Source organism: Agrobacterium deltaense RV3 (genome assembly GCF_900013505.1).
In the GTDB taxonomy this organism is placed as follows: domain Bacteria; phylum Pseudomonadota; class Alphaproteobacteria; order Rhizobiales; family Rhizobiaceae; genus Agrobacterium; species Agrobacterium leguminum.
In genome coordinates, this window is sequence record NZ_LT009746.1 from 317,625 (window position 1) to 335,289 (window position 17,665).

The following is a 17,665-nucleotide window of genomic DNA, read 5'->3' on the forward strand; positions in this document are numbered from 1 at the left end:
GCTGCTCCGAGCTTTTTCGGAGGAAATCGAAATGGGTTACGATCACAAGGCATCCGGCAGCGACGACGACATCACCAAGATCGGCGCGCTTTCCGATGGTTTCGCCAACACGTCTACCAATGACGCCAAGGTGGAAGACAGCAACGTCGGCACCGCAAACGGTGAAAACCGCAACAACGACAACAGCGACAACAGCACCAATGTGGATGTTGACGCCAAGATCGATGTTGAAGCCAATAACGGTGACAATCGCGACAACGACTATGACTGGAGCTATGACAGCAAGTCCTATAGCGACAACGACACGACCACCAAGACCAGCACCGAAACCAACACCGATATCAAGGTCGACTACGACTGGAGCTATGAAAGCAAGTCGTACAGCGACAACGACACCAATGTAAAAACGATCACGGATACGGACACAAAGACGTCCAACTATTCCGACAACGACACCTCCACCAAGACCACGACGACCTCCGACAGCTTCAACTCCGCAGACAGTTTCTACAAGTCGGATGACGACTTCGGCAACATCACGGGCGTCAAGGATGTCGGCAATCTCGGCATCGCCGGCGGAGACCTCACCTTCAATCTGGGTGACGACTTCTCGTTCACTCTCGATGTCGACAATATCCTCAACGGCTCGCTCAATGGCGATGGTAACGACACCGGCTTCAGCATGGTGCAGGCCAACCACCTGGCAGACCAGGATGAGGCCTACGACATCAAGATGCAGAATGGCGGTGCGGAAAACCACCTCAGCGCCAATGCCGGTGACGCCTATGGCGCCGAGGGCATCGACGGCAAGGGATGGGATCTCAAGGCCGGCGACGACGCAGCAGGTACCAGCACTGCGGATGCATCGGCAATCCTTGCAAATTCCGGCTTCCATCTGGAACTGGTGCAGGGTGCCAACATGCTCTCCAACGCAGTTGATGTCACGATCACAGGCGGTAACTCGCATGTGTCTGATGTCGGTGAGGATCACTCCTGATAACCACCTCTTGACGAAAAGAGCTGCACCGGCACCCGCCGGTGCAGTTCGCGGTTGAAGGACCGGGGTTGCGTAAAACGAAGCACCGCCTCCAGGACGTGTGCCATCCGCAGCCTTAAGGCTCTGCCGCGATGATCAGGGAGGGACCTCCAATGCATATCGACAAGATTTCGGACATGATTGCGCATTTCATCGGCCTGTTCGACACGGTGATCGAGGAAGCGCGTCTGAGAGCCAACTATACCGAAGGCCCGGCGCATTCCAATCCGGACCGTTTGCCGGACGATGAAGCAGCAAAGCTGCTCGACAAGAACTATGACGTTGCGCTCAAGGACTACGATCCCGGCGTCAACTACCGCGCCGGCTATTATGATTTCGATTATCTGCAGCCGCATTTCGCGCGCATGGTCGAACACGACATGCAGCGGCTCGCAGATGCCATCCCTGTCGATATTGCCGGCGTCAATTTCCGTTTTCCCGGCCGTCTTTCCTTTGAGGAGGAATATGAACTGGTGGTTCACACCGGTCCCGGTTCGGTCATCGCGCATGTGGCGCAGGTCAATATTCTTCAGGACGACGACTATCTGAACATGACGGACGGCCCTTTTGTGTGGCGCGACACCAGCTTCGCCACAGAGCGCGCCGTCGAGTTCTACAATGAAGCGTCCGTCTTCACACCTTTTTCCAATTTCCAGCGGACCGACAGCTACGACGCCCTGCAGGCGCTCGCCAAATCCGCGCACGACTATATCGACCATGCCCGCGAAAACGACGTGACGTCGCTCGGCACCGGTGCGGATCAGGATTTCGTTTTGGCCGGCAATGACATCGACGGGCTTTACATCAATGGCTCGATAGCCAGCGAAAAGCCAATGCTCGACGACTACATGCCCGATCGCGGCATCGCCAAGCCGGCGGAAGAGCCGGAAAAGAGCGATGTTTCGCTGCATGAGGACAGCCCTGCCGGCAACAGCCTCGATGTCGCCGCAGGCGCCAATGTGGTCGCCAACATCGCCACGCTGGTCAATACCGGCGTCATGACGTCGGTAACCGCCGTCATGGGCGACTATCATCAGATCGACGCGATCACCCAGGCCTATATCTATAGCGACCGGGACGAGATCGACTCCGTTTTCACACGGTCGGAAGATCAGGCGTCAACGGTAGCCTTCAATATCGCCAGCTTCGAGCGCAGCGTCTATCCGGGCGCGGAAAACACGGAAAACAGCAGCCAGGAAAACGGCGAACCGCCGATATTTCCCACCGCCTGGCGCGTCAGCGTGCTGGAAGGCGACGTTTCCTTCGTGCACTGGATCGAGCAATACCAGTTCGTCAGCGACAACGACACGATGACGATAACGACCTCGGGCGCCACCGTCAGCCTGCTGACCGGCGGCAACGCCGCCCTCAACATTGCGAATTTCCTCGGCATCGGCATGCAATACGACCTGATCATCGTCGGCGGCAATGTGCTGGACATGAACATCATCAGCCAGATCGCCGTGCTCTACGACAATGACTGGGCACGCGCCAATCCCGATGCGCCGGAAGGCGCCACCATCCAGTCCGGCAACAACCTGCTGTGGAACGACGCCGCCATTCACAATGTCGGCAGCAACGACCGTTTCGAAACCATGCCGGACTATATGAACCAGACGGTGAACGCCATCAACGAGCGCGATCCCAACATGCCGGATGCGCTTGCCCATGACGTCAATTTCGCCGGCTATGAGGGTCTGAACGTCCTCTATATCACCGGCAATCTCTACGATGTCAGCATCATCAAACAGGTGAGCGTGCTCGGCGATTCCGACGATGTGACGCAGGCCGCCGCCAAGGTTCTCGAAAATAACGAGGGCGCCACCATTCATATCGATACCGGCAGCAACGCCGTGGTCAATCTGGCGCAGATCGTCGACTATGACAGCTTCGGCTCCACCACCTATGTCGCCGGCGGCGTTTATTCCGATGCCATACTGATACAGGGCGGCATCATCGAAAACGACACCTCGCAACCCCAGCAAGGCCAACTGGCGAACGAGGTCATCGCCTTTCTTCACGACGATCCCGCCACCATCGAAAACGAATCCAATGGCGTCATCAATGCCGGTCACGACCTGTCATGGTCGAACGGGCATTCGGCCGACGTCATGCAGGCGGTGACCGCGTAGATTTGGCTGGCGGGGCGATAACCGCGTCCCGTCACGGCCGAACCGCAAACACCGTGAGATCACCGAGGGGACAGATATAAAATGGATCATATTTCTAGAAAAACCATTGCCGACGGACGCTCGCTGGACTTGCCGCTGGATCAGGACGCGGAAGACAGCAAACTGACGGACGCCTGTATTTCAGCAATTAATGAAGCCGTCGAAAACCTGCGCCAATTATCCGGCGCGGAACAGACGGCAAAAGAAGTTTCCACCCCTGCACAGACCGCCTCCCCACAAGTTCTCTCCCAACCGCATGCAAAAACGGAGCAGGCGGAACAGTTGCGGGATGTTCCCGCAGAAAGGCCGGCGCCGCAACGGGACCGGCAACCCGCCTCCCCGCCGGAACCGCAGGCCAAGATCGACAATGCCGACCTGCCTTTCGTCAAGACCATCGACAATAATGACGGACCGATCCGTGAAAACGAACGCCGGCCGGTGACGGGCGGCGGCGGCAAGGAGCCGACGGACAATGGCGGTGGCGGCGGTGGTGGCGGCGGCGGTGGAAGCCAGAGCGGTTTTCACAAACGCAGCGAGCCGATCAATTTCGCCGCAAGCCTTGCCAAGGGCATCGCCGCCGTGCGGCGCAACATGGTGGTGGTGATGCTGTTCACGGTCGCCATCAATGTCCTGCTGCTCGCCATCCCGCTTTATCTGTTCCAGATTTCCGACCGGGTGCTGACCAGCCGCTCGATGGATACCCTGGTGATGCTGACGGTCGCCGTCCTCGGCGCGGTTCTGCTGCAGGCCTTCATGGACGCCATTCGCCGCTTCATCCTGATGCGCACCGCCGTCGAACTCGAGGTACAGCTTGGCGCGCCGATCCTGTCCGCCGCCGCCCGCGCTTCCCTGCATGGCAGCGGCAAGGACTACCAGACCTTGCAGGATCTCCAGCAATTGCGCTCCTTCCTCACCTCCGGCACGCTCATCGCCTTTCTCGATGCGCCGCTGATGCCGCTCTTCATCGTGGTGGTCTATCTCGTCCATCCACATCTCGGCATCATCATCATGGTCTGCTGCGCCGTGCTGTTCGGCATCGCCTGGCTGAACCAGCGCTTCACCGCAAGACAGTTCTCCGAGGCTTCCGGTTATTTGAGCCGCGCCAACTTTCACCTCGATTCCATGTCGCGCAATTCGCAGATCATCAATGCGCTCGCCATGATCCCCGAAGCGGTGAAGATGTGGGGCCGCGAAACAGCAGGCTCGCTGAAATCGCATGTGGCGGCGCAGGATCGCAACATCATGTTCTCCGGCGTATCGAAGGCGGCGCGCATGATTACCCAGGTGGCGCTGCTCGGCTGGGGCGCGCATCTGTCGCTATCCGGCGAACTGACCGGCGGCATGGTGATTGCAGCCTCCATCATTTCCGGCCGGGCGCTGGCGCCCATCGAAGGCGCCATAGAAGGCTGGCACCAGTTCAACAAATCTGCCGCCTCCTATGGCCGCATCAAGCAGCTTCTCATCAATTCGCCGCTCAATTTCCCGCGTCTGCGCCTCCCCAATCCGGAAGGGCGTCTCGATGTGGAGCGCATCCTCTTCGTGCCGCCGCCGCAGAAGAAGGTGATTTTGAATGGCATTTCCTTTTCGCTGAAAAAGGGGGAGTCGCTCGCCATCATCGGCAATTCCGGCTCCGGCAAGACGACGCTCGGCAAGATGCTGGTCGGCTCCATCCTGCCCACGTCAGGCAATGTGCGCCTCGATCTCATGGATCTGCGCAACTGGGACCAGCGGCAATTCGGTGAAAGTATCGGTTATCTGCCACAGGACGTGCAGCTTTTCCCCGGCACCATCAAAGCCAATATCTGCCGCATGCGCGACGATATCGAGGACCGGCAGATTTATGAGGCGGCGGTGCTGGCCGATGTGCACGAGCTGATCGCCGGTTTCCCGCAGGGCTATGAAACCGTGGTCGCCGCCGATGGCGCCCCGCTTTCCGGCGGCCAGAAACAGCGCATCGCGCTTGCCCGCGCCTTTTTCGGCGATCCGAAATTCGTGGTGCTGGATGAGCCGAACTCCAATCTGGATACGCAGGGCGAACAGGCGCTGGCCAAGGCGCTGCTGCATGCCAAAAGACAGGGCATCACCACCGTCACCATCACCCAGCGGCCGGCGCTGCTTCAATGCGTCGACAAGATCATGGTGCTCAAGGACGGATCGGTCGCCATGTTCGGCGAAAGGATGGACGTGCTGAAGGCGCTTTCCGGCAATGGCCGCCAGGCCAACCAGTCCCCGCAGATCGAGGGTTGAGAACCGTCATGTTCAAAAAGAAAAACGCCATTGCCGAAGTCAAACCCCAGGGCCAGCTCGAATGGTACACCGAGGTGCCGCGCTCGATCCGCCTGCATAGCTCGATCGGTCTTGCCGTGCTGCTCGCCTCCTTCGGCGGTTTCGGATTCTGGGCCGGCACCGCACCGCTCTCCTCCGCCATCATCGCCCAGGGCAGTTTCGTCGCCACCGGCAACAACAAGGTGGTCCAGCATCTGGAAGGCGGCATCATCAAGGAAATGATGGTCAGCGAAGGCGACACGGTCAAGGAAGGCGACGTTCTTCTGACGCTGGACAAGACGGCGGCGCTTGCCAACGAGCGCATGTTGCAGTTGCGGCGGCTTCGCCTAGAAACCATCGTGGTGCGCCTGCGCGCCGAGGCCCAGGGCGCAAAAAGCTTCAAGGTGCCGGATATCGTCATGAAGGAAGCCGGCGATCCGGATATCAATTCCATCATCCAGAGCCAGAACATCGTGTTCCACAGCAAGCTCATCAAGCTTGAGGAACAGATGAACCTGATCGACAAGAATATCCGGTCGCTGGAGTTCCGCTATGCGGGCTATGACGGCCAAAAACAGTCCTTCGACCGGCAATTGGCGCTTTTGACACAGGAGCGCGACTCCAAGGAGCGGCTCGCCAAGGACGGCGTCATCCGCAAGACCGACATGCTGGCGCTGGAGCGCGCCATCGCCGACGCCATGGGCGATATCGCCCGGCTGAGCGGCGAAATGAACCAGAGCGAGGCGGAAATCGCCAAGTTCCGGCAGGAAGCGGTCATTGCCGTCAACGCCAACAAGCAGGCGGCGCTCGATGCGCTGGAAACCGCCGAGTCCGATCTGGACAGCGTGCGCGAACAGGTGCGTGGCGCCGCCGAAGTGCTGGAACGCACCGTCATCCGCTCCCCCGTCAACGGAACCGTGGTGCGCGCCTATTATCATACGCCCGGCGGCGTTATCACCACCGGCAAGCCGATCATGGAAATCCTGCCCGCTCATGTGCCCCTTATTCTGGAGGCGCAGGTGCTGCGAACCTCCATCGACCAGCTGCATGAGGGGCAGACGGCCGCGATCCGCCTTTCGGCGCTCAACCGCCGCACCACACCGGTTCTGAACGGCAAGGTCTTTTACGTTTCAGCCGACAGCATCGAGGAAAATGCCGGCCTTCAGGTCAAGGACGTCTACATCGTGCGGGTGCAGATACCCGACGAGGAAATCGCCAAGGTTCACAATTTCCACCCCGTGCCCGGCATGCCGGCCGACGTGCTGATCCAGACTTCGGAGCGCACTTTCTTCGAATATCTGACCAAGCCGATCTCCGACAGCATGTCCCGTGCTTTCAAGGAAAGATGAAGAAATATCAGTAACCTACACTGTCTTTTCCGCAGCGGTCGGCATATAATATCCAAATATGTTTCGTCGGGGCGGGAGAAGCAGCATGGCGGCGATGTCGGATGTATTGCTGCTGGTCGGCAGGCTGAATTACGTGTGGACCAACACGGAAAGCCTGATGATCTATCTGATCGTCCATCTCCTGAAAGTGGAAAAGGAAGCGGCCATCGTCGTGTTCCTGACGCTCAACACCACGCGGGCGCGCATGGATCTGATCGAGCGCCTGGCGAAGCTTCCCTCCACCGATGCGAAGGACCGCAAGACCATCCTCTCCATCATGGCGCGGCTGAAGAAGGAAGCGAAGACGCGCAACAAATATAATCACTGCATCTATTCCTTCGACGAAAAAGGCGAAATCGCCAGCACGCAGCTCATGCGGCTGGTGGAGGATGACAGCCAGGTGCGCTACGGCAAGGTGGAGCGCATGGACGAGAAGGAAATCGGACAGCTTGAAAAATCGATCGCCGACATCGTCGAGGTCAGCAAGGACATGTGGAGTTTCATCCATGCCAGTCCGCATGTCTCGGCGGATTATCTCTAAAACCACCTCGCCTTCGTCATCCCGGCCTTGAGCCGGAATTCAGCCGACGCGGCTCGCGCGCGGCGAAGACGGGTTCTTTCAGCCCAAGGACTTGGGCTGGCTGGATACCGGCTCAAGGCCGGAATGACGGAGAGAGAAGCCGCCACGAACTCCAGTTAGGTGAACGCTGCCTTCCGCAGCCCTTGCCGGAAGGCACAGTTTACCGGCTGCGAAATAAAGCAGGAACGAGCCGATCTGGTAGGGGAAGATGATGTCGATCTCCACGAAGGAACGCACGACAAACAGGGCGCAGATCGAAAACAGGATGACGCCCTGCGGATCGCTCTTGCGCATCAGCACCGAGCGCAGATGCCCGAGCAACGTTCCGTAAAGCACCATGCCAAGCAGCAGCATGCCAACGAAGCCGTTTTCCACCACGGTTTCGATATAGGTATTATGGAAATGGAAGCCGCTGCGGCCGGTAATGAAGAAATCGTTCCACAGACGTTCGGCATCGGGAAAACCCGCGACCCAGAACCCCTGATAACCGACGCCGAGGATCGGCGTCTGTTTCGCCGCCTCGATGCCCTGCTGCCAGAGGTAAGTTCGGCCGGTCAGCGTCGAATCCTTGCCGAAAATGCCGAGAATTGCGTCCAGCAGGCCGAATTGCAGGGATGCGACAGCCAGCAATGCGCCGAGACCACCGAGCACAAAAAACGTCATCTTTCGGTTCGCCGGCGAAAGCATGCCGATGGGAATGAAGCCGATGATGAGCGCGACCACCGCCGCCGTGGTAATCGTGGATGTGGCCGATTGGGACGCAAGGAGGCTATAGGCCGACAGGAGCCCGGTGACGCCGGCAATCGGCAACCAGATGCCCCTTTGCTTGAGCACCAGTACCGATGCGGCGGCAAAAATGACGCCGAGCGAGGCATAAAAACCGAGCTGGTTCTTGGAAGAGAAAGCGCCGACGAAACTATAGGTGCCATCCAGCGCATCGAAGAGATAAATGCCGAACAGCAACGAATAGAGCAGAACGACGGCGATGCCGATCAGCGCACCGCGCGTCAGCGTCCGGATGGAGATCACCCGCATGGCGATCAGCGCGCAGACGATATGTGTCATATACTGGATGGAAGCGCGCATGGTCACCGACGCCGCTTCCGACCAGAAGCTGGACAGAACCGTCAAGATGCCGAAGGCGAATATCCAGAGATAGCGCGGATAATTGCCGAGCACGCGCCGATAATCGACCACCACCAGCGGCAGCCACATGCCATAATAGGCCAGAACCGAGATTTGCCCGAAACGCGACGAGTAAGCGAAGACGAAGAATGACAGCGCAACCGCTGCCATTCCATAAATCTCATTGCGTTCGGGATCGATCAGCGCCGATTTGGCGATCCGCATTGGAACCTCACTGCATCAGGATTTCAGACGAGACCTTGATGACATCGCCGGGCTGGAGCATGGCGTTTTCATCCACCTTCAGCTCCTTCGGCTTGCCGTTTTCCTCACGCACCACGACATAGCTGATTGTCGCTGATTTGCCCGAGGGATCGAAACGGATCGCCTCGGCCGATTGCGCCAGCGCTTCCGACATCAATTCGCGGCTGGTGGTCAGTTGCAGATTGAGCTTGTCCAGTTCCGCTTCCGTGTCCTGCAATTCCTTGGAGCGCTGCGCCACCCAATCGTTACGCAGGTTGATCTCGTCCTGCGTCGCCTTGTTGATATCCTGTTTGGCGCGCAGCGACTGCGTATCGATATCGAGCAGGTTGGATTCCACTTCGGCCGCGCGTTCTTCCGCGGAAATACGCCGCTGCGACAGCGCGAGCCCCTGCTCGTTCAGCCGGTTGACCCGATCGCGGTCCTCGTTGGCAAGCTGGAGCTGACGATTCTGCGTCTCTGATTTCTTCTTCAGGGATTCGACTTCGCTCTGCAGAAGGGCGTGCAGGTCCGTCAGCGCCTTGAGCTGCAGGGTGTAACGTTCGGTGCGCGATTTCATCAGCGCGCTTTCGCTGGCCAGCAGCACGTCGATCTCGCCGATCTTTTCCATTTCAGGCGTCTTGGCGATGGTCGCATCACCCTTGACCTCGGCGACCAGCCGCGCCTGACGGGCGAGCAGCCTTGCGCGCTGGTTGTCATAGACGGCGGCGTCACCGCGGGCATTGATGAAGTCGCGGGCAAAACGCTGCCCGGCATCCGAGCGCCGCAGGCCGCCGGCAAGGCTGACGGCCTTCAGCACGGTGAGATTGGCGGCATAGGGATATTCGCCCGGCGTCTGCACGTCGCCGCTCAAGAAGATCGGTCGGAACTGTGCGATCTCGACGGAGGCCGAAGGCAGGTTGCGAAGGGCGAACTTGCTCTGAAGCTGGGCTCCAATCTCTTCGCTGACCTCCGATGGGGTCTTGCCCGCAACATCCAGCTGACCGATGAAAGGCAGCGACAGCGCCCCAGACGGACCGACGGAATAATCGCCGTTGATCACATCCCAGTTGCGGATGCTGCCATCCGCCGGCTGCCATTCGGCAACACGGATACGCAGCTTGTCAGCGGTACCGAGCTTATATTGAGCGCCATCCGCAGCCATGGCGGAGAGCGGCGCGGTAAGGGCGACGGAAGCGGCAAATACGAAGGCCACAAACGGGCGGCGGGCGGCAGACAAGCCGTTCATCGGGAAACTCCCTGTTAGCGGATCGCCACACGGGCGATCCGGCCGTCGCGCAACTGGGCAGGGCCGGCTGCACAGTGCCGCGAAAACGGCCGGTATGATTAGCACCAATGACGCACCCAAAGACCGGACTTGGGATCCCGGTCGGGGTGCGTGTCGAAACGAAGATCGATAAAGCCGAACTCAATATCGGTTTTCAGTAGCTTCCGCGTGAAAGGCACACGGCGGGAATGGTCTTGACGATGATGAAGACATCCTGCCGCATCGACCAGTTCTGCACATAGTGCGTGTCGAACGCGACGCGGGTCTTGTAGGATACGTCGTTGCGACCGCTGATCTGCCACAGGCCGGTCAGGCCAGGACGGGTGCTGAGATAATAAGCGGCAGCGCTTTCATAATAGCTCAGTTCCTCATCCACGACCGGGCGTGGACCAACCACGCTCATTTCACCGCGAATAATGTTGAGGAGCTGCGGCAGTTCGTCGAGCGAGAGCTTGCGCAGCACGGCGCCGACAGCCGTAACACGCGGGTCGTTCTTGAGCTTGCGGGTAGCGCGCCATTCCTCGGCGGCTTCCGGATTGGCGGCAAGATACTGCCGCAGAATTTCATCGCCGTTCATCGCCATCGTCCTGAATTTCAGGCAATGGAAATAGCGGCCATTATGTCCCACACGCCGGTGGCCATAAAAGATCGGGCCGGGATCGGACAATTTCACCAGCGCGGCGATCAACAGGAATATCGGGCTGAAGATGAGCAGCGCAAGCGCAGCCGATGTCATATCGAAGCTGCGCTTTGCGATGCCCCCGATAGGGAAACTGACATCGAAGTCTTCGGAGCTGCTGAGTGTCTGTTCAGCCGATTGGGTCGCGGACTTCATAGAGAGAACTCCATTTATGTTTTGCGATTGGTCGGTGCCCGGAGGCGCGTCTTTCCGTCTAAAAGAGATAACAAGTCTGTGTTCGGAATTTGATGCTAATGGATTTTTTGTAAGGCACATTGGCCATAACCGTCTATGCGATTTCTTGCGCGAGCGGCCGATCAACGTCCGGGCAATATTAACGGTTGCATAAAAAAGCAACAAATGTGCCGGCGGCCATGTGTTGAGAGCATGGGTACCGGCCCGGCATGTATTGGGTTTTGTGCCGGCGACAGTCTTTTCTTATGTGTTTCTTATGACTTGGCGAGATGAGACAGGAACGTTAAGAACAGCCGCGTCCGTAACAGACTATAAAAATTTTTTGCATCGCAGCAAGATTGTGGCAATGCATATAAAATTTGACATATCGGTAAGGATTTTTTTGCCGGACATTGCCAAGCCGCCAAGAAAAAGCGATGGAAAAATTGCTAAAAGGGCGCAAACACGGCAAAAGAGTGGCAAGAAACTGCATTCTAGTCATGGCAGCCACGCAAAATTGCCGTAGCTGCCGGCCATTTTTTACCGAATCGCCGCGACCTGGCCGTTCTATGCGCGTTACGAAGCGCAAAAACCGCTGGAATCAGAAGGTTGGCGGTGTGCAGGCGCTGATGACCTCACACGGCACGGGACCGACGCAACGGAAACGATGCGGCCTGCGGCTTTCGAAATAATAGGCGTCGCCCGGCCCGAGCACCCGCCTCTCCTCGTCGACCGTCACTTCCAGCCGCCCGGAGAGAATGATTCCTCCTTCCTCGCCATCGTGAACGAGCGGAACCTTGCCGGTATCGGCGCCCGGCTGGTAACATTCCTTGAGGATTTGCAGGCTGCGGCCGAAGACATTCTCGCCCACCTGCCGGAAGGATATCGGCCCCTTGCCGATTTCAACCAGCTCATCCGCCCGGTAAAAAGCCTTGCGGCTCGTCTCCGGCTCGAAAGCGAAAAACTCAGCAAGGCCGATCGGTATGCCGTCGAGAATGCGTTTCAGCGCGCCGACGGAAGGGTTCGAGGTATTGGATTCGATCAGAGAAATCGTCGAATTGGTGACACCGGCACGCCTTGCCAGTTCTCGCTGGGAAATATTGTGGCGCAGCCGCAAATGGCGCAAACGCCCGCCTATATCCACCGACATGCCTGAGCCCCCGTTGCCCTTGTTCGAAATATCGAAAACCCGAGTTCAGGCCTATAGCATTTTCAATGGCTTGGCCACAGAGAGAAAAGGGCTTGTTCAGTCGCGAAAATAGCATTCAATCACCGGCAACGAACAGGAGACCACCATGGACAACCCGAGCCGATCCAATTCCACCTCGCTTGACAGCTACTGGATGCCGTTTACCGCCAACCGGCAGTTCAAGGCCAATCCCCGCCTGCTGACGAGCGCCGAAGGCATGTATTACACCAGCAATGACGGTCGCCAGGTTCTCGACGGCACGGCTGGCCTTTGGTGCGTCAATGCCGGCCACGGCCGCCAGCAGATCGCGTCTGCCGTCAAGCACCAGCTTTCGACAATGGATTACGCGCCCTCCTTCCAGATGGGCCACCCGGTTGCCTTTGAATTCGCCGAGCGGCTGGCGGAGATTGCGCCCGGCCCGGAAGGTGCGAAACTGGACCGTGTCTTCTATACGGGCTCCGGATCGGAATCGGTCGATACGGCGCTGAAGATCGCCATTGCCTATCAGCGCGCCATCGGCCAAGGCACCCGCAGCCGGTTGATCGGTCGTGAGCGCGGTTATCATGGCGTCGGTTTCGGCGGCATCTCCGTGGGCGGCCTCGTCAACAACCGTCGTGTTTTCCCGCAAATTCCCGCAGACCACCTGCGTCATACCCATGATCCTGCGAAGAACAGCTTCGTGAAGGGCCAGCCCGAGCACGGCGCCGAGCTTGCGGACGATCTGGAACGTCTGGTCGCCCTGCATGGCGCGGAAACCATCGCCGCCTGCATCGTCGAGCCGGTCGCCGGCTCCACCGGCGTGCTGGTGCCGCCGAAGGGTTATCTGGAGCGGCTGCGCGCCATCTGCGACAAGCACGGCATCCTCTTGATCTTCGATGAGGTCATCACCGGTTTCGGCCGCATGGGCTCCACCTTCGCCACCAAATATTTTGGCGTTACGCCAGATATCGTCACCACCGCCAAGGGGCTGACCAACGGCGCGATCCCGATGGGCGCGGTCTTCACCAGCCGCAAGGTGCACGATGCGCTGATGCATGGGCCGGAAAACCAGATCGAGCTGTTCCACGGCTATACCTATTCCGGCCACCCCGTCGCCTGCGCCGCTGGCATCGCGACGCTCGACATCTATCGCGATGAGGGCCTTTTCACCCGCGCGGCCGAATTGCAGGATGTCTGGCACGACGCCATCCATTCCCTGAAGGGCCTGCCGAATGTCATCGACATCCGCACCATCGGCTTCATCGCCGGCATCGAGCTGCAATCGCGCGACGGTGCTACCGGCGCACGCGCCTATGATGTCTTCGTGGATTGCTTCGAGCGCGGCCTGCTCATTCGCGTCACCGGCGACATCATCGCCCTTTCGCCGCCGCTGATCGCCGAAAAATCCCATTTCGACGATATTGTTTCGATCCTCGGCGACGCCCTGAAACGCGCGCAATAAAAGTACAAATTCTAATATAGAAAGGGCTGCAATACAAAATGCAGCCTTTTTTGCATTTATCGAGCCTTCAGCGGAAATAGAACATTTATTAAGCATGTTCTATTATGTTCCTAAAGTATAACAATTGCGTGGGAACGCTCATATGGCCTCGATTCAAAAAAAGATAATATTGGCAGGCATTGCAATCTTTTCCATCACCGGCAGCGCCGCGGGTGTCGGCATATGGGCGGCGGAGACGTTGAACCGTAACAGCGAATATGTGGCGCTTTCGGCGGACGTGCTTCGCAACCACATGCAGGCGGACATGATGCATGACGCGCTGCGGTCAGACGTGCTTGCCGCCATTCTTTCCGCCGATGCCAGAATGGACCTCGACCTCAAGGCCGTTAAGGCCGATCTTGCCGAACACGAAGCCAGTTTTCGCGAAGTGATCGAGGCAAACAAGTCACTGTCATCAGACACGAATGTCAAAGCCGTCATAGACGGGGTCGAAAAGCCGCTTCTCGCCTATATTGATGCCGCCAACGCGGTGGTCGGACTTGCCGAATCCAGCCCCGAAGAGGCCATCAAGCTGATGCCGGAATTCATGCAGCAATTCTCCGCGCTTGAAAAAGCGATGGAAGCGGCTGGCGACCAGATTCAGGCGCTTTCCGACACTGCATCGGCCGAAAGTGAAAAGACCAAGGCGGCAATCAACCTCGCCTTACAGGGACTTCTGGTTCTGGCGGCGCTTTTCTCCACCGGGCTTTTTCTGCTCACCCGCAAATCGATTATCCGTCCCATCCTGCAATTGTCGAAAAATATGGAGACGCTGGCGGGCGGCGATACGTCTCAACCGCCCTCAGGCACGGACCGCAAGGACGAGATCGGCTCCATGTCCAGCGCTGTCGAGATTTTCCGACAGGCCGCCATCGCCAACCGGGCACTAGAGGAGCAGGCAGCGGCGGCCCGCAGGCAGGCGGAAGCCGATCAGGAAGCAACGCGGCGGCAGGCGGAAGAAGACGCTTCGGAAAGGCTGCGCATCGCAACCTCCGGCCTTGCGGCCGGCCTCAAGCGGCTCGCCTCCGGTGATCTGGCCTTCCAGTTGAATGACGCCTTCGCCCCACAATTCGAGGCCCTGCGTCATGATTTCAACACCTCGGTCCGGCAATTGGCCGAGACCCTTTTTGCCATTTCCGACGGGATAGGCACAATCGACGGCAGCAGCCGGGAAATCGCCGCAGGTGCCGGCGATCTTTCCCGCCGCACCGAAAATCAAGCCGTTTCCCTTGAGCAGACGGCAGCGGCGCTCGATGAAATCACCGTCAATGTCTCGAATGCCAACAAGCGGGCCGCAGAAGCGCGGCTCGCTGCCACCGATGCCAACCATAGCGCCCTGAAATCGGTGGAGGTGGTAAGCCATGCCGAGGAAGCGATGCGCCGTATCGAGGCCTCGTCGCGGCAGATCACCGGCATCATCGGCGTCATTGACGAAATCGCCTTCCAGACCAATCTTCTGGCGCTGAATGCCGGGGTTGAGGCTGCCCGCGCCGGCGAGAGCGGCAAGGGCTTTGCGGTTGTTGCACAGGAGGTGCGTGATCTCGCCCAGCGCTCGGCAAAGGCCGCAAGCGAAATCCGTGACCATATTCGGCAATCGTCCGTGGAGGTCGAGAGCGGCGTGAAGCTGGTTCTCGATACCGGCACAGCACTGAAGGATATCAGTGAACGCATCGCCGGCATCGACCGCCATATGAATGCCATCGCCACATCGGCCACCGAGCAATCGACCGGTCTGTCCGAAATCAACGCGGCGGTGAACTCCATGGATCACGCCACCCAGCAAAATGCGGCCATGGTGGAGCAATCCACCGCCGCGTCAGCCACGCTTGCCTCGGAAACAGCAAAGTTGCGTGCCCTGGTGTCGCGCTTCCGCCTGGAAATGGAAACGGCCGGCAGTCAGGATCAGCCACGCCGAGTAGCTTGATGTCTGCGACGAGGCGCGGATATCTCCGCCAGATGCAGGAAATCAGCCAGCACGCACCCACGGCGAGCCTCCGCCGTGGGTGGAACTCCAGCGATCAATAAGTCTGCATCGGTTGCGAGAGGCCGTCGCCGATCACGCCGTTACCATATTGCGCCACAGGCACACCTTCCTGGCCGATCGGCACGCCCTGCTGTGCGGGGCCGAGCGCCGTCACCACGATCGGCGTGCCATCGGGCACACGGTTGTAAAGGTCGATGATATCCTGGTTGAGCAGGCGCACGCAGCCGGAGGATACCGACTTGCCGATGGTCCACCATTCCGGCGAGCCATGCAGGCGGTAGATCGTGTCCTTGCCATCCTTGAAGATATAGAGCGCACGCGCACCGAGGGGGTTCTTGAGCCCCGGCTCCATGCCGCCGTTGCGGCTGCTATAGGGTTCCAGTTCCGGCTGGCGCGCAATCATCTCATCGGGCGGCGTCCAGCGCGGCCATTGCCGCTTGTACTGAATGACACCGCGACCGGCCCATTCAAAGCCCGCGCGGCCGAGGCCGACGCCATAACGCATGGCCTGATTGTTCTCATAGGTGAGATAGAGGAAATGATTGGCTGTATCGACGACGATGACGCCGGGGCGTTCACCCGTCGGGTTCGCCACCATCTGCCGCAGGAACTGACGCGGAATCCGCTTGTAGGGGATTTCCGGCAGCGGGAACTGCTCGTCCGGCTTGGGACCGTACATCAGGGCATACATCGGGTCGTCCGCGGGTGCTGCAGGCCGGGCGGCCTCACGCGCAGTTGTGTTGCAGCCCGCAAGGCCGGCAAGCGCCAGTCCACCTGCTCCAAGCAGGAAACCCCGCCGGGTCGTCGTCGTCTCGTTCAATTGAAAAACCTCATTTACGTCATCTCACGCCGGCAAAGGGATCTGCCAGCGCCGCCTCTGGGCGGCTGATAGGGTACTTCGTGCCGGAAACCTGCGATGCCATGGCCTTGGCGCCGTTCGATTTCAAAATGGCCCGGAAGCTCGGATGCATGCCGCCGTCTACATACGCGCTGAGCGGGCTGGAAGTTCCCTCACTCATGGCGGCGGCAAATTTTTGTTGCTCTTGGGCCAGTTTCGAAGCCACCAGCGGATCCTGCTGGTTGATGGCCGGCGGGCAAGCCGCCAGCGGATCGGCAGGTTCGCCTTCGGCAAATTCACTGTTGAAGACATAACGACGGCCGCAGACGGAAACCTTGGGCTGGCGGCGCGTCACCTCGAAATAGTCATAGCCTTCCTTCAGCGTCTTCCAGAACGGCATATTGGGGTCGTCCCGATGCGCCACCATATTCCGGGCGCTCATGCGGAAGGGATAGGCCTGTACCTGAAAGCGGTCCTGCCCGCCCTGAAGTGCCCGCGCCACGATGGCGTAGATCTCGCCGACCTGCTGGTCGGTCATGGCGTAACAGCCGGAAGAGGAGCAGGCGCCATGCACCATCAACGCCTCACCGGTGTAACCGAGCGCCGATTCCAGCCGGTTGGGATAACCGAGATTGAAGGAGACGTAATATTGTGAATTCGGGTTCAACATGCCGGCCGAGACGTGATAAAACCCTTCCGGCGCCTGCCGGTCGCCCATCTTCATCTTGGGGCCGAGCTTTCCGGACCAGCGGCACATGGGATAGGCCTTGAGCAAGGCGTAATTTCCGGTCTTGTCGACCTTCCAGACCTCAAGCTCGCTTTCCTGCTTGAAAATGCGAACGAGAACCGGGCTTTCCGGGCGCATGCTCTTGGCCGACATCTGCGCCATCATCTTGGACGACAGTTTCGGCGGGTCTTTCTTGACACTGTCGAGCCCCATGGAAGTGCACGCGGCAAGGCCGCCACCGATCGCAACGATCGCGGCCATTCTTGCCCCTGCCCTTACCTTCTGCCGCAACCCCGCAACCGCGAAATCCAGCCATGCCTGCATGCCCATGGATCGTTCTGCCCGCCTGATTTGCCCGCCTTTCCGGCAGACGCTTAGCTATCGAAGGTGGCCACAACACGGCAACCTCGCTCATGGACAAAGTCTCGTGAACAGACGTTACCCATTCGTTAATCATAAGGACACAAGCCCGTGATGGGGTGGCCAATGAAAGTGCGAGCC

13 protein-coding genes are annotated in these 17,665 nt (G+C 59.1%); 7 read left to right on the forward strand and 6 right to left on the reverse strand.

The genetic code is table 11. From position 1 onward, the window contains the following. The first annotated feature begins 31 nt into the window (after window positions 1-31). The 5 genes from AGR7B_RS15820 to AGR7B_RS15840 all read left to right on the forward strand — a co-directional run bounded on the left by AGR7B_RS15820 (window position 32) and on the right by AGR7B_RS15840 (window position 7,401). Window positions 32-997: a fibrinogen-binding protein gene (locus tag AGR7B_RS15820; protein ID WP_080857277.1), complete on the forward strand. Its 966-nt coding sequence runs from the start codon at window positions 32-34 to the stop codon at window positions 995-997. Window positions 998-1,149: 152 nt separating this feature from the next. After that, window positions 1,150-3,168, forward strand: a complete 2,019-nt coding sequence (locus AGR7B_RS15825) for a hypothetical protein (protein WP_080857278.1) — start codon at window positions 1,150-1,152, stop codon at window positions 3,166-3,168. Between the two features lie 81 nt (window positions 3,169-3,249). Further along, window positions 3,250-5,454, forward strand: a complete 2,205-nt coding sequence (locus tag AGR7B_RS15830) for a type I secretion system permease/ATPase (RefSeq protein WP_065656285.1) — start codon at window positions 3,250-3,252, stop codon at window positions 5,452-5,454. Window positions 5,455-5,462: 8 nt separating this feature from the next. Next, entirely contained in the window at window positions 5,463-6,821 is a 1,359-nt protein-coding gene (locus tag AGR7B_RS15835; protein ID WP_080857279.1) for an HlyD family type I secretion periplasmic adaptor subunit, read from the forward strand. Window positions 6,822-6,906: 85 nt separating this feature from the next. After that, window positions 6,907-7,401 (forward strand): hypothetical protein, encoded by a 495-nt coding sequence (locus AGR7B_RS15840; protein WP_035262271.1) that lies wholly within the window; start codon window positions 6,907-6,909, stop codon window positions 7,399-7,401. 78 nt (window positions 7,402-7,479) lie between these two features. Here AGR7B_RS15840 and AGR7B_RS15845 read toward each other — a convergent pair whose 3' ends face one another. The 4 genes from AGR7B_RS15845 to AGR7B_RS15865 form a co-directional block, all read right to left on the reverse strand. After that, window positions 7,480-8,790, reverse strand: a complete 1,311-nt coding sequence (locus AGR7B_RS15845) for an O-antigen ligase family protein (protein ID WP_080857280.1) — start codon at window positions 8,788-8,790, stop codon at window positions 7,480-7,482. A gap of 7 nt (window positions 8,791-8,797) precedes the next feature. Next, entirely contained in the window at window positions 8,798-10,054 is a 1,257-nt protein-coding gene (locus tag AGR7B_RS15850) for a polysaccharide biosynthesis/export family protein (RefSeq protein WP_078052538.1), read from the reverse strand. Window positions 10,055-10,247: 193 nt separating this feature from the next. After that, complete coding sequence (locus AGR7B_RS15855) at window positions 10,248-10,928, reverse strand: sugar transferase (protein WP_003523803.1); 681 nt, start codon at window positions 10,926-10,928, stop codon at window positions 10,248-10,250. A gap of 619 nt (window positions 10,929-11,547) precedes the next feature. Next, complete coding sequence (locus AGR7B_RS15865) at window positions 11,548-12,096, reverse strand: cupin domain-containing protein (protein WP_003523802.1); 549 nt, start codon at window positions 12,094-12,096, stop codon at window positions 11,548-11,550. 145 nt (window positions 12,097-12,241) lie between these two features. Here AGR7B_RS15865 and aptA point away from each other — a divergent pair, with 145 nt between their 5' ends. Beyond that, window positions 12,242-13,576 (forward strand): omega-aminotransferase AptA, encoded by a 1,335-nt coding sequence (gene aptA, locus AGR7B_RS15870; protein WP_078052536.1) that lies wholly within the window; start codon window positions 12,242-12,244, stop codon window positions 13,574-13,576. Window positions 13,577-13,718: 142 nt separating this feature from the next. Next, window positions 13,719-15,539, forward strand: a complete 1,821-nt coding sequence (locus AGR7B_RS15875; protein ID WP_080857281.1) for a methyl-accepting chemotaxis protein — start codon at window positions 13,719-13,721, stop codon at window positions 15,537-15,539. A 94-nt stretch (window positions 15,540-15,633) separates the two neighbouring features. Here the strand turns inward: AGR7B_RS15875 and AGR7B_RS15880 are convergent, their stop codons facing one another. After that, window positions 15,634-16,419 (reverse strand): L,D-transpeptidase, encoded by a 786-nt coding sequence (locus tag AGR7B_RS15880; protein ID WP_020811492.1) that lies wholly within the window; start codon window positions 16,417-16,419, stop codon window positions 15,634-15,636. A 19-nt stretch (window positions 16,420-16,438) separates the two neighbouring features. Continuing rightward, window positions 16,439-17,494 (reverse strand): L,D-transpeptidase family protein, encoded by a 1,056-nt coding sequence (locus AGR7B_RS15885; protein ID WP_162934173.1) that lies wholly within the window; start codon window positions 17,492-17,494, stop codon window positions 16,439-16,441. Window positions 17,495-17,665 lie beyond the last annotated feature (171 nt).

Excerpts from the sequence above, each read along its gene's own strand:
- AGR7B_RS15820 (WP_080857277.1), top strand. The coding sequence starts at position 32 with ATGGGTTACGATCACAAGGCATCCGGCAGCGACGACGACATCACCAAG.
- AGR7B_RS15825 (WP_080857278.1), top strand. The coding sequence starts at position 1,150 with ATGCATATCGACAAGATTTCGGACATGATTGCGCATTTCATCGGCCTG.
- AGR7B_RS15830 (WP_065656285.1), top strand. The coding sequence starts at position 3,250 with ATGGATCATATTTCTAGAAAAACCATTGCCGACGGACGCTCGCTGGAC.
- AGR7B_RS15835 (WP_080857279.1), top strand. The coding sequence starts at position 5,463 with ATGTTCAAAAAGAAAAACGCCATTGCCGAAGTCAAACCCCAGGGCCAG.
- AGR7B_RS15840 (WP_035262271.1), top strand. The coding sequence starts at position 6,907 with ATGGCGGCGATGTCGGATGTATTGCTGCTGGTCGGCAGGCTGAATTAC.
- AGR7B_RS15845 (WP_080857280.1), bottom strand. The coding sequence starts at position 8,790 with ATGCGGATCGCCAAATCGGCGCTGATCGATCCCGAACGCAATGAGATT.
- AGR7B_RS15850 (WP_078052538.1), bottom strand. The coding sequence starts at position 10,054 with ATGAACGGCTTGTCTGCCGCCCGCCGCCCGTTTGTGGCCTTCGTATTT.
- AGR7B_RS15855 (WP_003523803.1), bottom strand. The coding sequence starts at position 10,928 with ATGAAGTCCGCGACCCAATCGGCTGAACAGACACTCAGCAGCTCCGAA.
- AGR7B_RS15865 (WP_003523802.1), bottom strand. The coding sequence starts at position 12,096 with ATGTCGGTGGATATAGGCGGGCGTTTGCGCCATTTGCGGCTGCGCCAC.
- aptA (WP_078052536.1), top strand. The coding sequence starts at position 12,242 with ATGGACAACCCGAGCCGATCCAATTCCACCTCGCTTGACAGCTACTGG.
- AGR7B_RS15875 (WP_080857281.1), top strand. The coding sequence starts at position 13,719 with ATGGCCTCGATTCAAAAAAAGATAATATTGGCAGGCATTGCAATCTTT.
- AGR7B_RS15885 (WP_162934173.1), bottom strand. The coding sequence starts at position 17,494 with ATGGGCATGCAGGCATGGCTGGATTTCGCGGTTGCGGGGTTGCGGCAG.